Origin of the sequence: Klebsiella sp. GB_Kp056 (assembly GCF_040064755.1) — a bacterium.
Classification (GTDB): Bacteria; Pseudomonadota; Gammaproteobacteria; order Enterobacterales; family Enterobacteriaceae; genus Klebsiella; species Klebsiella quasipneumoniae.
On the sequence record NZ_JBEAJA010000041.1, the window covers coordinates 1 to 15,759 of the forward strand.

The 15,759-nt window shown below is 60.4% G+C and carries 16 protein-coding genes and 1 pseudogene; 4 read left to right on the forward strand and 13 right to left on the reverse strand.

The genetic code is table 11. The annotated features are described in order from the left end of the window. From ABLV52_RS08275 to ABLV52_RS08290, 4 genes and pseudogenes are all read right to left on the reverse strand, one after another. A pseudogene (locus tag ABLV52_RS08275) lies at positions 1-208 on the reverse strand (hypothetical protein); the annotation flags it as partial. Between the two features lie 146 nt (positions 209-354). Beyond that, positions 355-657 carry a PTS lactose/cellobiose transporter subunit IIA gene (locus ABLV52_RS08280; protein ID WP_004205145.1) on the reverse strand — a complete coding sequence of 101 codons (303 nt, stop codon included), beginning with the start codon at positions 655-657 and terminating at the stop codon, positions 355-357. A gap of 98 nt (positions 658-755) precedes the next feature. Continuing rightward, entirely contained in the window at positions 756-2,078 is a 1,323-nt protein-coding gene (locus ABLV52_RS08285) for a PTS sugar transporter subunit IIC (protein ID WP_023291424.1), read from the reverse strand. A gap of 11 nt (positions 2,079-2,089) precedes the next feature. Further along, complete coding sequence (locus tag ABLV52_RS08290) at positions 2,090-2,404, reverse strand: PTS sugar transporter subunit IIB (protein ID WP_023291423.1); 315 nt, start codon at positions 2,402-2,404, stop codon at positions 2,090-2,092. On the opposite strand from ABLV52_RS08290, the gene ABLV52_RS08295 reads away from it, so the two are divergent. Together ABLV52_RS08295 and ABLV52_RS08300 are read left to right on the forward strand one after the other, a co-directional pair. Then, the gene (locus ABLV52_RS08295) at positions 2,397-2,714 is read left to right on the forward strand and encodes a hypothetical protein (protein WP_124070018.1); all 318 of its coding nucleotides are present in this window, start codon (positions 2,397-2,399) and stop codon (positions 2,712-2,714) included. The two genes, ABLV52_RS08290 and ABLV52_RS08295, sit on opposite strands and share 8 nt — an antisense overlap. Beyond that, positions 2,698-3,639 (forward strand): LacI family DNA-binding transcriptional regulator, encoded by a 942-nt coding sequence (locus tag ABLV52_RS08300; RefSeq protein WP_032429020.1) that lies wholly within the window; start codon positions 2,698-2,700, stop codon positions 3,637-3,639. The genes ABLV52_RS08295 and ABLV52_RS08300 overlap by 17 nt, the downstream gene beginning before the upstream one ends. A 64-nt stretch (positions 3,640-3,703) precedes the next feature. Here the strand turns inward: ABLV52_RS08300 and ABLV52_RS08305 are convergent, their stop codons facing one another. The 8 genes from ABLV52_RS08305 to eefA form a co-directional block, all read right to left on the reverse strand. Continuing rightward, a complete protein-coding gene (locus ABLV52_RS08305) occupies positions 3,704-3,994 on the reverse strand; it encodes a YicS family protein (RefSeq protein WP_023291415.1) in 291 nt (96 codons plus the stop codon). A 106-nt stretch (positions 3,995-4,100) separates the two neighbouring features. Next, a complete protein-coding gene (locus ABLV52_RS08310; protein ID WP_279615762.1) occupies positions 4,101-5,003 on the reverse strand; it encodes a DMT family transporter in 903 nt (300 codons plus the stop codon). Between the two features lie 152 nt (positions 5,004-5,155). Beyond that, on the reverse strand, positions 5,156-6,586 hold the full coding sequence (murP, locus tag ABLV52_RS08315) for a PTS N-acetylmuramic acid transporter subunit IIBC (RefSeq protein WP_023291414.1): 1,431 nt from the start codon (positions 6,584-6,586) through the stop codon (positions 5,156-5,158). A gap of 24 nt (positions 6,587-6,610) precedes the next feature. Next, a complete protein-coding gene (gene murQ, locus ABLV52_RS08320) occupies positions 6,611-7,513 on the reverse strand; it encodes an N-acetylmuramic acid 6-phosphate etherase (RefSeq protein WP_023291413.1) in 903 nt (300 codons plus the stop codon). A 161-nt stretch (positions 7,514-7,674) separates the two neighbouring features. Further along, a complete protein-coding gene (locus ABLV52_RS08325) occupies positions 7,675-8,838 on the reverse strand; it encodes a multidrug effflux MFS transporter (RefSeq protein ID WP_335892758.1) in 1,164 nt (387 codons plus the stop codon). Between the two features lie 45 nt (positions 8,839-8,883). Beyond that, the gene (gene eefC, locus ABLV52_RS08330; RefSeq protein ID WP_032454402.1) at positions 8,884-10,248 is read right to left on the reverse strand and encodes a multidrug efflux RND transporter outer membrane subunit EefC; all 1,365 of its coding nucleotides are present in this window, start codon (positions 10,246-10,248) and stop codon (positions 8,884-8,886) included. A 3-nt stretch (positions 10,249-10,251) separates the two neighbouring features. Then, on the reverse strand, positions 10,252-13,359 hold the full coding sequence (gene eefB, locus ABLV52_RS08335) for a multidrug efflux RND transporter permease subunit EefB (protein WP_348890267.1): 3,108 nt from the start codon (positions 13,357-13,359) through the stop codon (positions 10,252-10,254). Beyond that, positions 13,359-14,483 carry a multidrug efflux RND transporter periplasmic adaptor subunit EefA gene (gene eefA / locus ABLV52_RS08340; protein WP_032454398.1) on the reverse strand — a complete coding sequence of 375 codons (1,125 nt, stop codon included), beginning with the start codon at positions 14,481-14,483 and terminating at the stop codon, positions 13,359-13,361. Before eefA ends, eefB begins: the two co-directional genes overlap by 1 nt. Before the next feature lie 206 nt (positions 14,484-14,689). Here eefA and ABLV52_RS08345 point away from each other — a divergent pair, with 206 nt between their 5' ends. Next, complete coding sequence (locus tag ABLV52_RS08345; protein ID WP_032454401.1) at positions 14,690-14,812, forward strand: hypothetical protein; 123 nt, start codon at positions 14,690-14,692, stop codon at positions 14,810-14,812. On the opposite strand, the gene ABLV52_RS08350 is transcribed toward ABLV52_RS08345, so the two are convergent. Further along, the gene (locus ABLV52_RS08350) at positions 14,772-14,888 is read right to left on the reverse strand and encodes a hypothetical protein (protein ID WP_032429230.1); all 117 of its coding nucleotides are present in this window, start codon (positions 14,886-14,888) and stop codon (positions 14,772-14,774) included. The genes ABLV52_RS08345 and ABLV52_RS08350 overlap by 41 nt on opposite strands. Between ABLV52_RS08350 and ABLV52_RS08355 the strand changes: the two genes are divergently transcribed. Next, positions 14,863-15,279, forward strand: a complete 417-nt coding sequence (locus ABLV52_RS08355) for a GNAT family N-acetyltransferase (RefSeq protein WP_348890268.1) — start codon at positions 14,863-14,865, stop codon at positions 15,277-15,279. The genes ABLV52_RS08350 and ABLV52_RS08355 overlap by 26 nt on opposite strands. Positions 15,280-15,759: the final 480 nt, after the last annotated feature.

Here is a 15,759-nt window from a genome sequence, read left to right on the forward strand (position 1 = left end):
CGGCGGTGGTCTGCGGGTTGGTAATGACGTCGACCTTTTTGTCGGCCGCGGCGTCGATTTTCGCCTGGCGGTCTGCCAGCGCTTTATCAACGGCTTTGGCGACGATGGCGTCGATCTGTTCCTGAGTAAATTCTTGCGCCATTACGGAAATTGGGCACAGTGCGGCGACAACCGCCAAGGCTAAAGGCAGTTTTTTCACAGTATTCATGGTTATCTCGCTTTAATAATTAATATATTTCAGATAATAACCATCCCATTCTGGCTAAAATAAATAACCAAAATAAGCTGATTTGTTTTTTTTAGGGTACAGCAACGCCGGAGAGTAATATTCTCGCTGACGTTATTCCATATTAATTAACGCTGGTACAGATGGATTAATTCTTCTGAGAACTCGCGGGCCAGCAGCGAATTCATCAGATGATCCTGGGCATGTACCATAATAAGCGTCATAGGCTGACGCGCTTCACCGGCATCCTGCTCGATGAGCTGGGTCTGCATCTGATGCGCCCGGCGGGCGTAACCGTCGGCCTCATTTAAGAGTAAACGCGCTTCGTCGATATTTCCGGTTCGGGCCGCATGCAGCGCTTCAAAACATAATGAGCGTGACTGTCCCGCATTGACGATAATTTCCATTACCGCATCTTCTAATTCAATCATGTGTATTCCTGAGGTCTTTATTATTTAATAATGCAGTGAAAGTCCTTTTTCTGCATTATGACGCTGTCATCATATTATCTCTCCGGGGCGGAGAGGAATTAGCTAACGGTTTCTGCCACCGGAACGCTATTTTTGGTTTTCTCAACTTCGGTTTTCATTAAGGAACGTTCATAGGCGCGCAGGAACGGCAGGTAAATCACCGCCGACATCACCATGCAGATAAGGCACATCACTACCGGGCTCAGCGTCCAGTTGGCCGCCCACGAGGCGCCAATCGGTGCCGGCGTGGTCCACGGAGTGAGAGACACCACCTGGCTCAGCCAGCCAAGACGCGTCGCGCCGTAAGCCAGCACCGCGTTGACCATCGGTACGCAGACGAAGGGGATAAACATCATCGGGTTCATGATGATCGGCGCCCCGAACAGGATCGGCTCGTTGATATTAAAGAAGCTCGGCACGATGCCCATCTTGCCGATGGTGCGCAGATGAGTGGCCCGGCTACGCAGCAGCAGGAAGGCCAGCGGCAGGGTCGAACCGACGCCGCCAATCAGCAGATAGTGATCCCAGAAACCCTGCAGATAGACGTGCGGCAGCACCGTGCCGGCCGCCAGCGCCGCCTGGTTTGCCGACAGGTTGGCCATCCAGAACGGGTTCATAATGCCGGTGACAATCAGCGAGCCGTGGATCCCGGCGAACCAGAAAATCTGGCACATCAGAACGGAGAGCAAAATCGCCGGCAGCGAGTCGGAGGCGGAAACCAGCGGCTCCAGCAGATGCATGATCGCCTGCGGCAGGATCATCCCGGTCTGCGCTTCGATAAACAGGTTCAGCGGATGCAAAGTACCAATCACCACCAGCACCGGGATCAGGATTTCAAATGAACGGGCGACGCCGGTCGGCACCTCTTTCGGCAGACGGATGGTGATGTTGTTTTGCTTCAGCCACGCGTAGACGCGGGTGGAGTAGATGGCGGTGATCAGGGCGGTAAAAATGCCCTGGCCGGACAGATACTGAGTGGAAATTTTACCATCGGCATAGGGCGCGGCGACCAGCAGGAAGGCCATAAACGCCAGCAGACCGGACATCACCGGATCGAGCTGAAACTGACGACCGAGGCTGGCGCCAATGCCGACCGAGATAAAGAAGGTCATTACGCCCATGCTGAGGTTAAACGGCAGCATCAGCTGTTCGCGGTAGTGCTGGGAGAAATCGAGCCAGCCGCGGGCAAAGCCGTTGGTGGTATCGGGTGAAAACGGCGGAAAGATAAATACCAGCATGAAAGAGCCGATGATCATAAACGGCAATGCGGCAGTGAAGCCATCGCGGATAGCGATAACATATTTCTGCTGCCCAAGGCGTCCTGCCAGCGGAGTAATAGATTGCTCGATCACGGCAATCATGGACTGATACAGAGAACTCATTTCAACACCTCTCAGTGCGCCGCTGGGATCAGCGACAGAGCATAATTCAGGACGTTGTCTCCCCGCTGCATGCCGTAGTCCATCGTATCAATGGGCTGAACCGGAATGTTCAGGGAAGCCGCTTTGTCAGACAGGGTTTTCAACATGTATTTCACCTGGGGGCCAAGCAACACCACCTGATACTGCGGAAACTGGATGTCAAATTCGGAAACGCCATAGGCGTCAATCTGCACCGGCAGATCACGTTCATTCGCCGCCTCCACCATCTTTCTGACCAGCAGACTGGTGGACATTCCGGCAGAACAGCACAGCATAATCTTGTACATCGACGACCATCCTCAAAATGTAAAAAGTTATTGCGTGGATGATTTGATATCAGACGGAAACCGGTTTCCATTTATAAAAAGCAGAACTGTGATAGTGGTCAAGATCTCCTGCTTATGGGGCGGATTTATTGGATTTGGCTCACATTATTCTGTCGATTTGGCGATGTTTTGCGCTGAAATGGAAAATCGGTTTCCAAACAAATGGCGAAATGGATATACTGCGCTGGTCATAATTGAAGCGATTCAGGTTTACGGGATTTTAGCGGGGCGCGGCGCCCGCGCAGGGGAAAATGATGTCGACAATCAATGATGTTTCACGACTTGCCGGGGTTTCCAAAGCCACGGTGTCGCGAGTGTTGAGCGGCTCACGTGGCGTGAAGGAGGCCAGTCGTCAGGCGGTGCTGCAGGCGGCGGAAACGCTCAATTACCGGCCAAACATGATAGCCCAGTCGTTGCTTAGCCAGTCCACCGGCTGCATCGGCGTCATCTGCGCCCAGGACAATATCAATCAAACCACCAGCTATCTCTACGCCCTGGAAAAACAGCTCAGCCAGCACCAGAAGCACCTGCTGCTGCGCTTCGCCAACACCAGCAGCGGCGTGATGAACTCGCTGGAGGAGTTGACCTGCGGGCTGTGCGATAACGTGCTGATCATCGGCGCGCGTTTTCCTCTGAATATTAACCGCCCGGACGTGGTGCTGGTGGACTGCCTCGACAGCGAGGGCGAAAACAGCATTCAGTTCGATCACGCCTTCGCCGCTGAAACCGCCTGTCACTATCTGATAAGCCAGGGCAGAAGGCAGATTGCGCTGATCCATCCCCAGAGCAGCGGCTTCGCCGATCAGGTGCTGCTGGGCTACAAGCACGCGCTGGAAAAAAACTTTTTGCCGTTTAATCGCAATCTGGTGTTTCTGGATAACACCTCGCCGTCGGTGGCGGTGCAGGAGCTGGTCAATAACGCCACGACGCTGAACTTTAACGCGCTGCTGGTGAGCGATGAACAGCAGGCGCAGCGCGTGGTGCCGCAGCTGCAGGCGTTTAACCGCGCCGTTCCGCAAAATGTGATGGTGTTTAGCCTCGCCGGATCGTTACAGCTGCCCGGTATCCCGACTATCCCGGCGATTGAATATTCCATGGACGCGATGGCGTCGCGGATCGTCAACTGGTTGACCGAGAAAACGGACAACCCGGGCGGCAGCCCGCTGCGCGGCGATTTAATTATTCCGAAGCACTAAACGCAGCACTCACCGAGATCTCCCGCCGTCTGTCCACGACAGGACGGCGGTCATGCCGAGATGGCTATTTGGCCGGACAGACGATTTTGTCGATCGCGGCCTGGTAGCTTTTCTGGTTATTGCGCTCTTTCGCCAGCGTTGCTTCGCGGACCGCGTTCTTGTTGCCGTCGGTCGCCAGCACGTTATTGGCAAAATCGTTGTCGCTGAGGTGGCTTGCTGGCGCGCATTTTTCCTTCACCGCTTTAAGCACCTGCTGCTTTTGCTGTTCGAACTGCAGGCTTTGCAGCGGTGATTCAGCCCACGCCGACGTGGCGCTCAGGGCGGTGACCAGGCATACCATCCAACATGCTTTCATCAGGCTTCTCCTTCCGTAATCGCTTCCGTCAACTATATGCGCAGGCGGGCAAACACGCAAATAGCGGTTAATTTAACTTGTTGAAAAGGCGTTTGTTATCATCGCCTCAGGCGGCTCTCACCCGCCGCCGCGAGTCGATGGCGATCAGCACCACCGAGGCCAGGATCAGCAGCGTGCCCAGCCAGTCCGGCAGCGTGAAGGTGATCCCCAGTAGCAGAAGCGACAGCAGGGCGCTGCTCAGCGGTTCGGCGCAGCTGAGGATCCCGGCTTTGGCGCCGCCAATCTTCTGCGCGCCGTTAAGATAAAGGCTGAAGGTCAGTGAAGTACCGATCACCACCAGGTAGAAAAAGGCTAACAGCAGGCTGCCGTTAACCACAAAATCGGTGCCCTGGCCGCCGTAAAACGGCAGCAGCATCGCGCCGCCGAACAGCATGCTCCATCCCACGATCGGCAGCGTCCCGTAGCGGGCAATCAGCGTCGAGGGATAGGTGGTATAAAACGCGGCGGCAAACGCCGAGGCGATCCCCCAGAACAGCGCCGCCGGCGAAATCGACAGCGTCGTCGGGTTGCCGTGGGTCACCAGCAGAAAGGTGCCAGCCAGCGAGGTGCAGATAGCTCCCAGCACCAGCGGAGTGGGGCGCGCTTTACGGGCGAGGGCGAACCAGGCGACGATGATCGTCGGGGACAGGAACTGCAGCACCGTGGCCGTGGCGGCATTCGATTTTTCAATGGTCATCAGAAAGGTGAACTGCACGGTTAACGCGCCAAACAGCGAGAAAAACAGCAGGCTGAAGGCGTCGCGGCGGTTTTGCAGCACGCGGAAAATGCGGTCGCCGTGAACAAAGCCGAGCATCAACAGGATCAGCCCGGCGAACAGCAGACGCGTCATGGTCAGAAACGGCGACGACATCTGGCTTTCCTGCATAATAAACTGCGCGCACACCCCGGAACTGCCCCACAGCACGGCGGCAATCAGTACGTTCAGCATCCCTTTTTTGCTGGAGCCCATCTTTTCCTCTGGCGAAATATGACAAAGGGGAATCATAGCATGCGCCCGCCCGGGGCGGCGGGGCAGGAAATGGTAGTCGGGCGCGGCGGTACAACTATTTTGCAGGCCCGGTAAGGCGAAGCCGCCGCCGGGCATTAACCGACAATCGCGCTCTAACTTAAATCGACATTTTTACTGCCGAACAGCCAGGTGAGCGCAAAGCCGCACAGGTAGGAGACCGCCAGTCCGCCGGCGTAGACCGCCATCCCGGCGTAAATCCCGCTGCCGGAGGTCATCAGCGGCAGCGCCACCAGGCCGGACGGACCAAACACCGTGTTCAGGCCGACCGGCAGCCCCAGCCAGGCGATCAGCCCGACGAAGAAGCCGCCGCAGGCGCCGCCGAGGCAGGCGGTGACAAACGGCTTCATCCGCGGCAGGGTGACGCCGTAGATTAGCGGCTCGCCAATCCCGAGGAAGCCCGGAATAATCGCCCCCTTAATCTGGGTTCGCAGCAGCGAATCGCGCTTCGCCCGCCAGAACAGCGCCAGCGCCGCCCCCACCTGCCCGGCCCCGGCCATCGCCAGGATTGGGAACAGCGAGTTAAAGCCCTGGGCATCCACCAGCGCAAAATAGACCGGGACAAACCCCTGATGGACGCCGAACATCACCGCCAGCAGGAACAGACCGGCCAGCACTGCCGAGCCAAACGGATTGCCGTTAAGATGCAGGAACAGCCACGACATGCCGGTAAACAACCAGCCGCCAATCGGCATGATCACCGTAAAGGTCACCGCGCCCATGATCAGCAGCGTCACCGCCGAGGTGAGGATCATATCGAGGTTGGCCGGCATGACCCGCCGCACCTGGCGTTCAACCCACGCCCCAAGGATGGCGGCGATCAATACGCCGATGATATTGCCGCGCGGATCGATACCGTGGCCGAAGAAGGTGGAGATCCCGGCGTAGACGCCGCTGGTCGCCTCCGGGTTGTAGCCCAGCACGAACAGCGAGGCGATAATCGCGCCGTTCACGCCGGAGCCGCCGAACGCCTTCTGGGCGTTATAGCCAATCAGGATACTCAGGAAGGTGAACATCCCTTTGCTGAATACCTTCATATAGCCAATCAGCGCCACCAGGCTGGCGTTCGGATGGGCGTTCTCCAGCACGAAAACCTGTTCCGCCAGGGTGGCGAAGCCCAACAGCAGCCCGACGGCGATAAAGCCGGGGATCAGCGGCGTAAAAATGGTGGCGAATTTGGCGAGAAACTTCTGCACCGCGCTGGTCTGCTTGCCCTTCAGCGCCTGTTTTTTCTCCGCCGCGACGTCGGCCAGCGTCGGCGCGGCGGGCGCCTCCTCCAGCAGGCCGTTCATCATCTCGGCGGCGGTTTGCGCCTTGCCGGGGCCGAGCACCACCTGGAACTGCTCGTCGCTGACGATCACCCCCATCACACCGTCAATCTGGCGGATGGCGGCGGTGTCGGCCAGGCCTTCATCGCGCAGGGTCAAGCGCAGGCGCGTCATGCAGTTGCCTGCCTGCGCGACGTTAGCGGCGCCGCCTGCGTGGGCGAGGATCCGCGCTATCATCTCTTTCGTTATTTTTGCCATTGCCCGTTACCTGTCTGTCGGCGCTCAGGTGTTGCTGAGCGCCTTGCGGATATAGCCGTTGTTCTTCGCCAGCAGCGACTGCGCCGCTTCGGCGCTTAAGTCCGCCAGCACCATCACGATTGCCGTTTTACAGTGGCGGCCGCAGGCCTCCAGCGCCTTCTGGGCAGTGGGACGATCGCAGTCGGTCGCCTCCATCACGATGGACACCTGGCGCTCAATCAGCTTGGCGTTGGTCGCTTCGACGTCGACCATCAGGTTGCTGTAGACCTTGCCGACGCGGATCATCGCCCCGGTGGAGATCATGTTCAGCACCAGCTTCTGCGCGGTACCGGCTTTCAGGCGGGTCGAGCCGGTCACTACCTCCGGGCCGACCACCGGGGTGATGGCGACGTCCGCCAGCTGAGCCATTTCGCCATGCGGGTTACAGCTGACGATGGCGACAAAGGCATTCTGACGATGGGCATACTCCATGGCGCCAATGACGTACGGCGTGCGTCCGCTGGCCGCCAGCCCCACCAGTACATCGCGGTTGCTGAAGTTCAGGTTCTGCAGATCCATCGCCCCCTGCGCTTTGTTGTCTTCCACGTTTTCCACGGCGCTGAGAATCGCTTTATGTCCGCCGGCGATGATCCCCACCACCTGCTCCGGGCGGGTGCCAAAGGTCGGTGGGCATTCGCTGGCATCGAGGATCCCCAGACGCCCTGAGGTGCCAGCGCCGATATAAATCAAGCGGCCACCGGCCTGCAGCGCCGTCGCGACCTTATCCACCACCTCGGCAATCTGCGGCAGATAGGGCGTAATCGCCTGGGCCACCTGCTGGTCTTCCTGGTTTATCACCGTCAGCATCTCGAGGGTGGAAAGGGTGTCAATGTTGGCGCTGTTGGCGTTGCGTCGCTCGGTCAGCAGTTTGCTCAGGTCAATACTCATAGGAACCTCGTTATTCTCAGTCGTGCGCAGTATAAGGAATTATTTATTCCTTGCCTGTGAAGAGTATCACGATTAGTTCGAGGAGAATAATATGAGAATGGTAGAGATGGCGGGAAATAGTGCGGTAATAAATGTGGAATATTTTATTACCGCACCTGCGTTTAGCGCGCGCCGCGCGGCTGGCTGAGGCCCATCAGCAGCGCCAGCAGGTAGCAGATCGCCATCGCGAGGCTCATCTTCAGCATCGTTTCGCCGCCGAGGCCCGCCAACGGCGCGGCGATGCCGCCGAAAACAAACATCAGGGTGCCCATCAGCGCGGACGCGGTCCCGGACTGGGCGGCGTCGACGGCGCTCATCGCTTCCGCGCCGGCGACGGTACTGATGCCGCTCATCAGCGACACGGTAAAAAACAGGCCGACCAGCGCCAGAAGCGGCAGCTGCAGCCAGGCAAACAGCAGCATGATCGCCGCGCAGCCCACCGCCAGCGTCAGGCCGCCGCGCAGCAGGCCTTCGGCGCTGAAGCGGCGCGCCAGACGGGAAAAGATCATCGCCGCGATAATCAGCCCGATACCGTTCAGACCAAACAGCAGGCTGAACTGCATGGCGCTCATGCCGTATTCGCTCTGCATTACGAAGGAAGAGGAGCCGATGTAGGAGAACAGCCCGGCCATCATAAACGCCTGAATCAGGCAGAAGCGCAGAAAACGACGATTCTTCAGCACCGGCTGGCCGGGCCGCTGGCGGGCGGCATGGGTCGCCGCAGCCGGGCGCGTTTCCCGCAGGATAGTCAGGCTCATGACCAGCAGCGCGCCGCCAATGGCGGCCATCGTCCAGAAGAGAATTCGCCAGTCGAAGGCGGTGATCACGTAGCCGCCCAGCACCGGGGACAGGACCGGCGCAATGCCGTTCACCGTCATCAGCAGGGCGAAAAACTGGGTCAGCAGGGTGCCCTGGTATTTATCGCGGGCGATGGAGCGCGACAGCACCGAGCCGCCGGCGCCGGCGAAGCCCTGTAAAAAGCGCCAGACAATCAGCATGTTGATATCCCGGGTCAGGGCGCACATCGCCGAAGAGAAGATAAACAACAGCAGGGACAGCGCCAGCGGTTTCAGGCGGCCAATCCGGTCGCTCAGCGGGCCGAAAAACAGCTGACCCAGGCCGAGGCCAATCAGCGCGGCGGTCAGCGACAGCTGGGTCTGGGTGCTGGTGGCCTGCAGCTGCTGAGTGATCTCCGGCAGCGCCGGCAGATAAAAATCCGTGCACAGCGGCCCAATGCCCGACAGCAGGCCGAGGATCAGCGCCCAGGAGAGGGAAACACGTGGCATAACGATTCCTTACAGAAGCCGGGCGCGGTCGCCCGGCGGGTGAAATTAACTGGCGCCGCCGCCCAGCGACTGCCAGAGAGTGATCCGGTTATTGAGGTCGGTCTGCTGCAGGGACAGCAGCGTCGTCTTCGCCGACCACAGCGTGCGCTGGGCGGTGAGCACCGACAGATAATCGCCGACCCCAGCCTGATAGCTCTTCATGGCGATATCCAGCGAGGTCTGCTCGGCGGCGACATACTGTTGCTGAGCATCGAGCTCTTCATTTAGCGTTTCCCGGCGCGCCAGCGCATCGGCAACGTCCTTAAAGGCGCTCTGAATCGATTTCTCGTAGGTGGCGATCAGCCCCTTCTTCTCCGCTTCCGCATAGCGCAACTGTGCCAGGTTGCTGCCGCCGGTGAACAGCGGCAGGCTGATGGAGGGGGCGAACGACCACACCTGCATCCCGTGGCTGAACAGCGACGACAGCGAGTCGCTGCCGACGCCGGCGCTGGCGGTCAGGGAAATCGACGGGAAGAAGTTCGCCCGCGCCGCGCCGATATCGGCATTGGCGCTCTTCAGATTATGCTCCGCTTCCTGAATATCCGGCCGGCGCAGCAGCACCGATGATGACACCCCCGCCGGCACCAGGGCGATGCAGTTATCCCCGAGACTGTCGAGGGTGCCGGGCAGCAGGCTCTCCGGCACGGTTTCCCCCGCCAGCAGGTTAATAGCGTTTTTATCCTGCGCCACCAGCGTGCGGTAGCTGGCGACGCTGGCGCGCGCCTGCTGATAGACGCTTTCCGCCGAGCTTAAATCGCCGGCGGAGGCGGTGCCCACCGCCATCTGACGGGCGACGATGTTGCGCGAGTTTGCTGCGCTGTCCATGGTCTGCTGCGCCAGCGCCAGATTGCTGTTATCCGTCGCCAGGGTCACCCAGGCGGTGGTCAAATCGGCAATCATCGTCAGCCGGGTATTCTGCGCGGTGAATTCGCTGGCAAGCCAGGTTTCGCGCGCCGCGCGCGACAGGCTCTGGTTCTTGCCAAACAGATCCAGCTCGAAGCTGGAGACCGCGCCGTCGGCCTGCGAAGCGGAGCTCAGGCCGCTGGCCACCGTTTTGCTGCGCGTATGGCTCAGCTCGGCATCGACGGTGGGGAACAGCGACGCCCGCGTCTCGCCGTACTGGGCGCGCGCGGCCTCGATATCGGCCAGCGCCTTTTGCACATCGCGGTTGCTGTTCAGCGCGATACTGACCACTTTTTTCAGCCGCGCGTCATTGACCACTTTCTGCCAGTCGCCGACCACCGCCGTCGATTCGCCGTGCGCCCCGGGGAGGGTAGCCGGCACCGGCGCGGCCGGGCGATCATAATGCGGATCAAGCGAGACGCAGCCCGCGGTCAGGAGCGCGATAAACATAAAACTCAAACGAAACATACCTTACTCCTGAGAAGGACGTTGGCGGGTGAAGAAGCGTTTCACCAGCACGAAGAACAGCGGTACGAAGAACACCGCCAGCAGGGTGGCCGTCAGGGTGCCGCCGATGATGCCGGTGCCGATCGCCACGCGGCTGTTGGCCCCGGCGCCGGTGGCGATGGCCAGCGGCAGCACCCCGGCGATAAACGCCAGCGAGGTCATGACAATCGGGCGCAGACGGGTCTGCGCGGCGCGGATCGCCGCCCGGGAGAGCGAATAACCCTCATCCACTGCGGATTCAGCGAACTCCACGATCAGGATGGCGTTCTTCGACGACAGGCCGATGGTGGTCAGCAGCGCCACCTGGAAGTAGACGTCGTTGCTTAAGCCGCGCAGCGTCGCCGCCAGCGCCGCGCCGAGCAGGCCGAGCGGGATGACCATGATCACCGAGAACGGCACCGACCAGCTCTCATACAGCGCCGCCAGGCACAGGAACACCACCAGAATCGAGATGGCGTACAGGCTCATCGCCTGGCCGCTGGCCAGCTTTTCCTGCAGCGAAATGCCGCTCCACGCCCAGGTGGAGCCTGCCGGCAGGCTGTCGGCCAGCTTTTCCATCTTGTCCATCGCCGCGCCGGAGCTGAAGCCGGCGGCGTTTTCGCCCTGGATCTCAAAGGCGGCGGAGCCGTTGTAGCGCACCAGGCTTTCCGGACCGTATTGCCAGTGGGTGGTGGCGAAGGCGGAGAAGGGCGTCATGCTGTTATCGCTGCCGCGAACGAACCATTTGCCGAGGTCGGAGGGCACGGCGCGTGCGTTGCTCTCGCCCTGGATGTACACCTTCTTCACCCGGCCGCGGTCGATAAAGTCATTCACGTAGGTACCGCCCCAGGCGCTGGAGAGGGTATCGGTCACGTCGCTCAGCGACAGCCCCAGCGAGACCGCTTTGTTGTTATCGATATCCACCTGCAGCTGCGGCATCTGCGGCAGGTCGTTGGCGCGCACCGACTGCAGCTCGCCGCTCTGGTTGGCCGCCGCCAGCAGCTGACTGCGCAGCTTCATCAGGCTGTCGCGGTCGGTACCGCCGCTGGCCATCAGCTCGAAGGTGAAGCCGTTGCTCTGTCCGAGACCGTCCACCGACGGCGGGGTCATGGCGAACAGGGTGGCGTCGCGGATCGTCCCCAGCTCTTTATTGGCGCGCAGGGCGATGGCCTGGGCGGTATTGTCGTCGCCTTTGCGCTGCGACCAGTTGTTCAGCGACACGAAGGCCATCCCGGCGTTCTGACCGCTGCCGCTAAAGCTGAAGCCGTCGACGGTGAAAATGACGTTGGTATTGGCTTTCTCTTTGGTCAGGAACCAGTCGGTGACCTGGCGACGCACCTCGGCGGTACGCACCGCGGTGGCCCCGGCGGGCAGGGTGTACTGGACCATGATCTCGCCCTGGTCCTCCACCGGCAGAAAGCTGCCCGGCAGTTTCCACATCGCCAGCGCCATCGCCCCGCAAATCAGGACGTAAGCGCCCATCATCACCGCGCCACGGCGCAGGCCGCCGAGCACGCGGCGCTGGTAGCCCGCTTCCGTGCGCCCCCACAGGCGGTTAAACGCGCCGAAGAACCCTTTGGTATGAGGCCTGGAGTGGCTAAGCAGCGCGCCGCACAGCGCCGGGGTGAGGGTCAGGGCCACCACCACCGACAGCATCATCGCCGAGATAATGGTCACCGAGAACTGGCGATAAATGACCCCGGTCGAGCCGCCGAAGAAGGCCATCGGCAGAAAGACCGCCGACAGCACCAGGGCGATCGCCACCAGCGCGCCGGAGATTTCGCCCATCGATTTTTCGGTGGCTTCCCGGGCGGGCAGCCCTTCGTCGCGCATAATGCGCTCGACGTTCTCCACCACCACAATGGCGTCGTCCACCAGCAGGCCGATCGCCAGCACCATGGCGAACAGCGTCAGGGTGTTAATCGAGTAGCCGAACAGCGCCAGCACGCCGAAGGTGCCGAGCAGCACCACCGGGACCGCTACCGCCGGGATCAGCGTGGCGCGGAAGTTCTGCAGGAACAGATACATCACGCAGACCACGAGGATAATCGCTTCGAAAAGGGTCTGAATCACGTCTTCGACCGAGATTTTGATGAACTCGGTGCTGTCCTTTGGATAGGCGATATCGTAGCCCTGCGGCATCTGACGCTGGAATTCGGCGATTTTGCTTTTCACCAGGGTCGCGGTGTCCAGCGCGTTGGCGCCGGGGGCCATCATCACCGCGATCCCGGCGGCCGGGTGGCCGTTGAGATTGGCGGTAGCGGTGTAATCCTCGCTGCCCATCTCCACCCGCGCGACATCGCTCAGGCGCACCACCGAGCCGTCGGCCTGGCTTTTCACGATGATCGCTTTGAACTGGTCAGGGGTTTGCAGCCGCGACTGCGCGCGCACGGTGGCGGTCAGCTGCTGGGCGCTGGACGATGGCAGGGCGCCGATTTTACCGGCGGAGACCTGCACGTTCTGCGCCTCAATCGCCGACTGGACGTCGGAAGGCATCAGCGAGTAGGAGGCGAGTTTAGTCGGGTCCATCCAGACGCGCATCGCGTATTCGGCGCCGAACACCTGCAGGCTGCCGACGCCCTCTACGCGCGCCAGCGGGTCCTGCAGGTTGCTGACCAGCCAGTCGGAGATATCGGAGCTGGTGGCGCGGTCGGTTTTGTCATACACCGCGAGGATCAGCAGGAAGCTGCTCTGCGATTTTTCCACCGTCACGCCGGACTGCTGGACTTCGCTCGGCAGCCGCGATTCCGCCTGCTGGACTTTGTTCTGCACCTGCACCTGGGCGGTGTCCGGGTCGGTCCCCTGCTCAAAGGTGACGGTGATGCTGACCGAGCCGTCGGAGCTGCTGGTGGAGCTGAAGTAGAGCAGATGGTCGAGGCCGGTAAGCTGCTGCTCGATCACCTGGGTGACGCTGTTCTCCAGGGTTTCGGCGGAGGCGCCGGTGTAGGTGGCGGAGATTTTCACCGCCGGCGGGGCGACGTCCGGGTACTGGCCCACCGGCAGAGTGCGGATCGCCAGCACGCCGGCGAGCATAATCAGAATGGCGATCACCCAGGCAAAGACCGGGCGACGCACGAAGAAACGGGAGAACATCAGGCGTTGCCTCCGTTATTGTTGACGGCAACGGCCTTCACCGTCTGGCCTGGGGCCACTTTACCCGTGCCTTCGACGATCAGCTTGTCGCCCGCTTTCAGGCCGCTCAGCACCAGCCATTTATCGCCGTAGGTGTCGCCGGTTTCCACGGCGCGCTGCGCAACTTTGTTGTCGGCATCGACCACCAGCGCCGTGGCGTCGCCTTTGGCATCGCGGGTAATCCCCTGCTGTGGGGCGAGGATCGCGTCGTTCATGATGCCTTCATCGATGCGCGCGCGGACAAACATCCCCGGCAGCAGGACGTGCTGCGGGTTGGGGAAGATGGCGCGCAGGGTTACCGAGCCGGTGGATTCATCGACGGCGACTTCGGTGAGCGCCAGACGCCCTTTTTCGCTGTAGGTGCTGCCATCTTCAAGGATTAACGTCACGCTGAGGGTATCGCTGTTGCTGGCCAGGCTTTGTTTGCGTAAACGCAGGAGATCGACGCTGGATCGCGTCAGATCGACATACATGGTGTCGAGCCCGCGGATCGTCGCCAGCGCGGTATCCTGATCGGCGGAGACCAGCGCCCCCGGCGTGACCGACGAGATGCCGATGCGTCCGGCAATCGGCGCGGTGACGGTGGTCCAGTTCAGGTTGATGCGCGCGCTCTCCAGCGCCGCTTTCTTCGATGCCACGCTGGCCTTGTCCTGGGCGCAGGTGGAGGCGGCGTCGTCGGCATCCTGGCGGGAGACGCCGTTATCCCGGACCAGCGACGCGTAGCGCTGAGCCTTCTGGCAATCGGAGACCACCAGCGCCTGGGCCTGTTTCAGCGCCGCCGCCGCTTCATTCCAGGTCGCGCGATAGCTGGAGGGATCGATCTGGTAAAGGGCCTGCCCGGCCTTCACCATATCGCCTTCGGTAAACAGGCGCTTCTGGATGATGCCGCCCACCTGCGGGCGTACTTCGGCGCTGAGCGAGGCGGTGGTGCGGCCGGTGAGCTGGCTGACTACCGGAACCGGCTGGCTTTGCAGAGTGACCACGCCCACTTCCGGCGTGGGTTGCTGCGGGGCAGATGTCTGCGCATTATCGCATCCGCTGAGGAGAAATAATGCTGTCGCGATGGGAGCTATGATGTATTTCATTATATTTTCTCAAGATATAAGACGTCCGCCCCGTTTATTTAAAAACGAGGGAATAGGTTGGGCGCTGAGGCATTTTCGGCTAAGCGAAAATGACAAAAAAGGAACACAGATGTTCCTGAACGTGATTGTTATCGTGTCTCCGCTGAAGCCAACCTCTTCGGCCTTCAGGAGGTGAAAAGCGCATCTCCTCTGGTTTTGTGGTGAGAATGATCATTCTCATTTTTTCCCATTATACGATCCGCCGCGATAATGGAAAGGTTTTTTTGCTTACTTTTAGAACGCAAAAAATTAAGGCAAATAATCATGGAGAAAATAAGAATTTTTTGTGAAAGTGGAGAGGAAAAATAACCTTTCGGCACCGCGATACTGGAGATAGTTAATGGCGTTAATTATTACAAAAAGCATTAATCCCGACGACCAACAAGAATTGTTTACCGGTCTGCGGCACTATAATCAGCAGTATCTTGATGTGGCGCAGTTTGGCGATCTGGGCGTTTACTCCCGCGATGCGCAAGGGGTGATGCAGGGCGGGCTGATTGCCAAACGCAAGGGTAACTGGCTGTGCATTGAGTATCTGTGGGTCAGCGAAGCGACGCGCGGACGCGGACTGGGGAGCGAGCTGATGCAGGAGGCGGAGCGGCAGGCGCAGGCGCAGGGCTGCAGCCATCTGCTGGTGGATACCTTTAGCTTCCAGGCGCTGCCGTTTTATCAGAAATTAGGCTATCAGCTGCAGATGTCGCTGCCCGACTTCCCGCATGCGGGGATGCAGCGTCACTATTTGTCGAAGGCGCTGTAACGATCCTGATATCGCCGGGCGGTCAGGTACCGTACCTGTGATTGTGCCGGATGGCGGCATAAATGCCTTATCCGGCCTACACAGTTCTCCCGTCGTTTCGCCCCAAACAGGACCGGCAAGCGCAGCGCCGCCGGGCAGGATATCAGGCACGGCACCTGTATTCTTGCCGGGTGGCGGCTGCGCCTTACCCGGCCTACGGTTCGTGCTGTGCCCGCCATGATGCCGAGCGGCCTGTTGTTGATATACCCACTTGCGCGACTGAAACTGCCGGTGCTGGCGGCCTCAAAATCGCTGAGACGTTCCCGGAAGGCCGGGGCAGCCCGCATGGATGCGGGCTGAGGGCCGTGTTTTGCATGGACGCTGCCTCGGCCCGACCCGAAGCCTGCAGGGATAAGTCGAAGGTACCGCGTAGCGGCGATTTTGCTGGCCGGAGCCCGGGGGTACAGGGGGCGGCGGCGACTGGCCGCCCCCTGTGCGCTC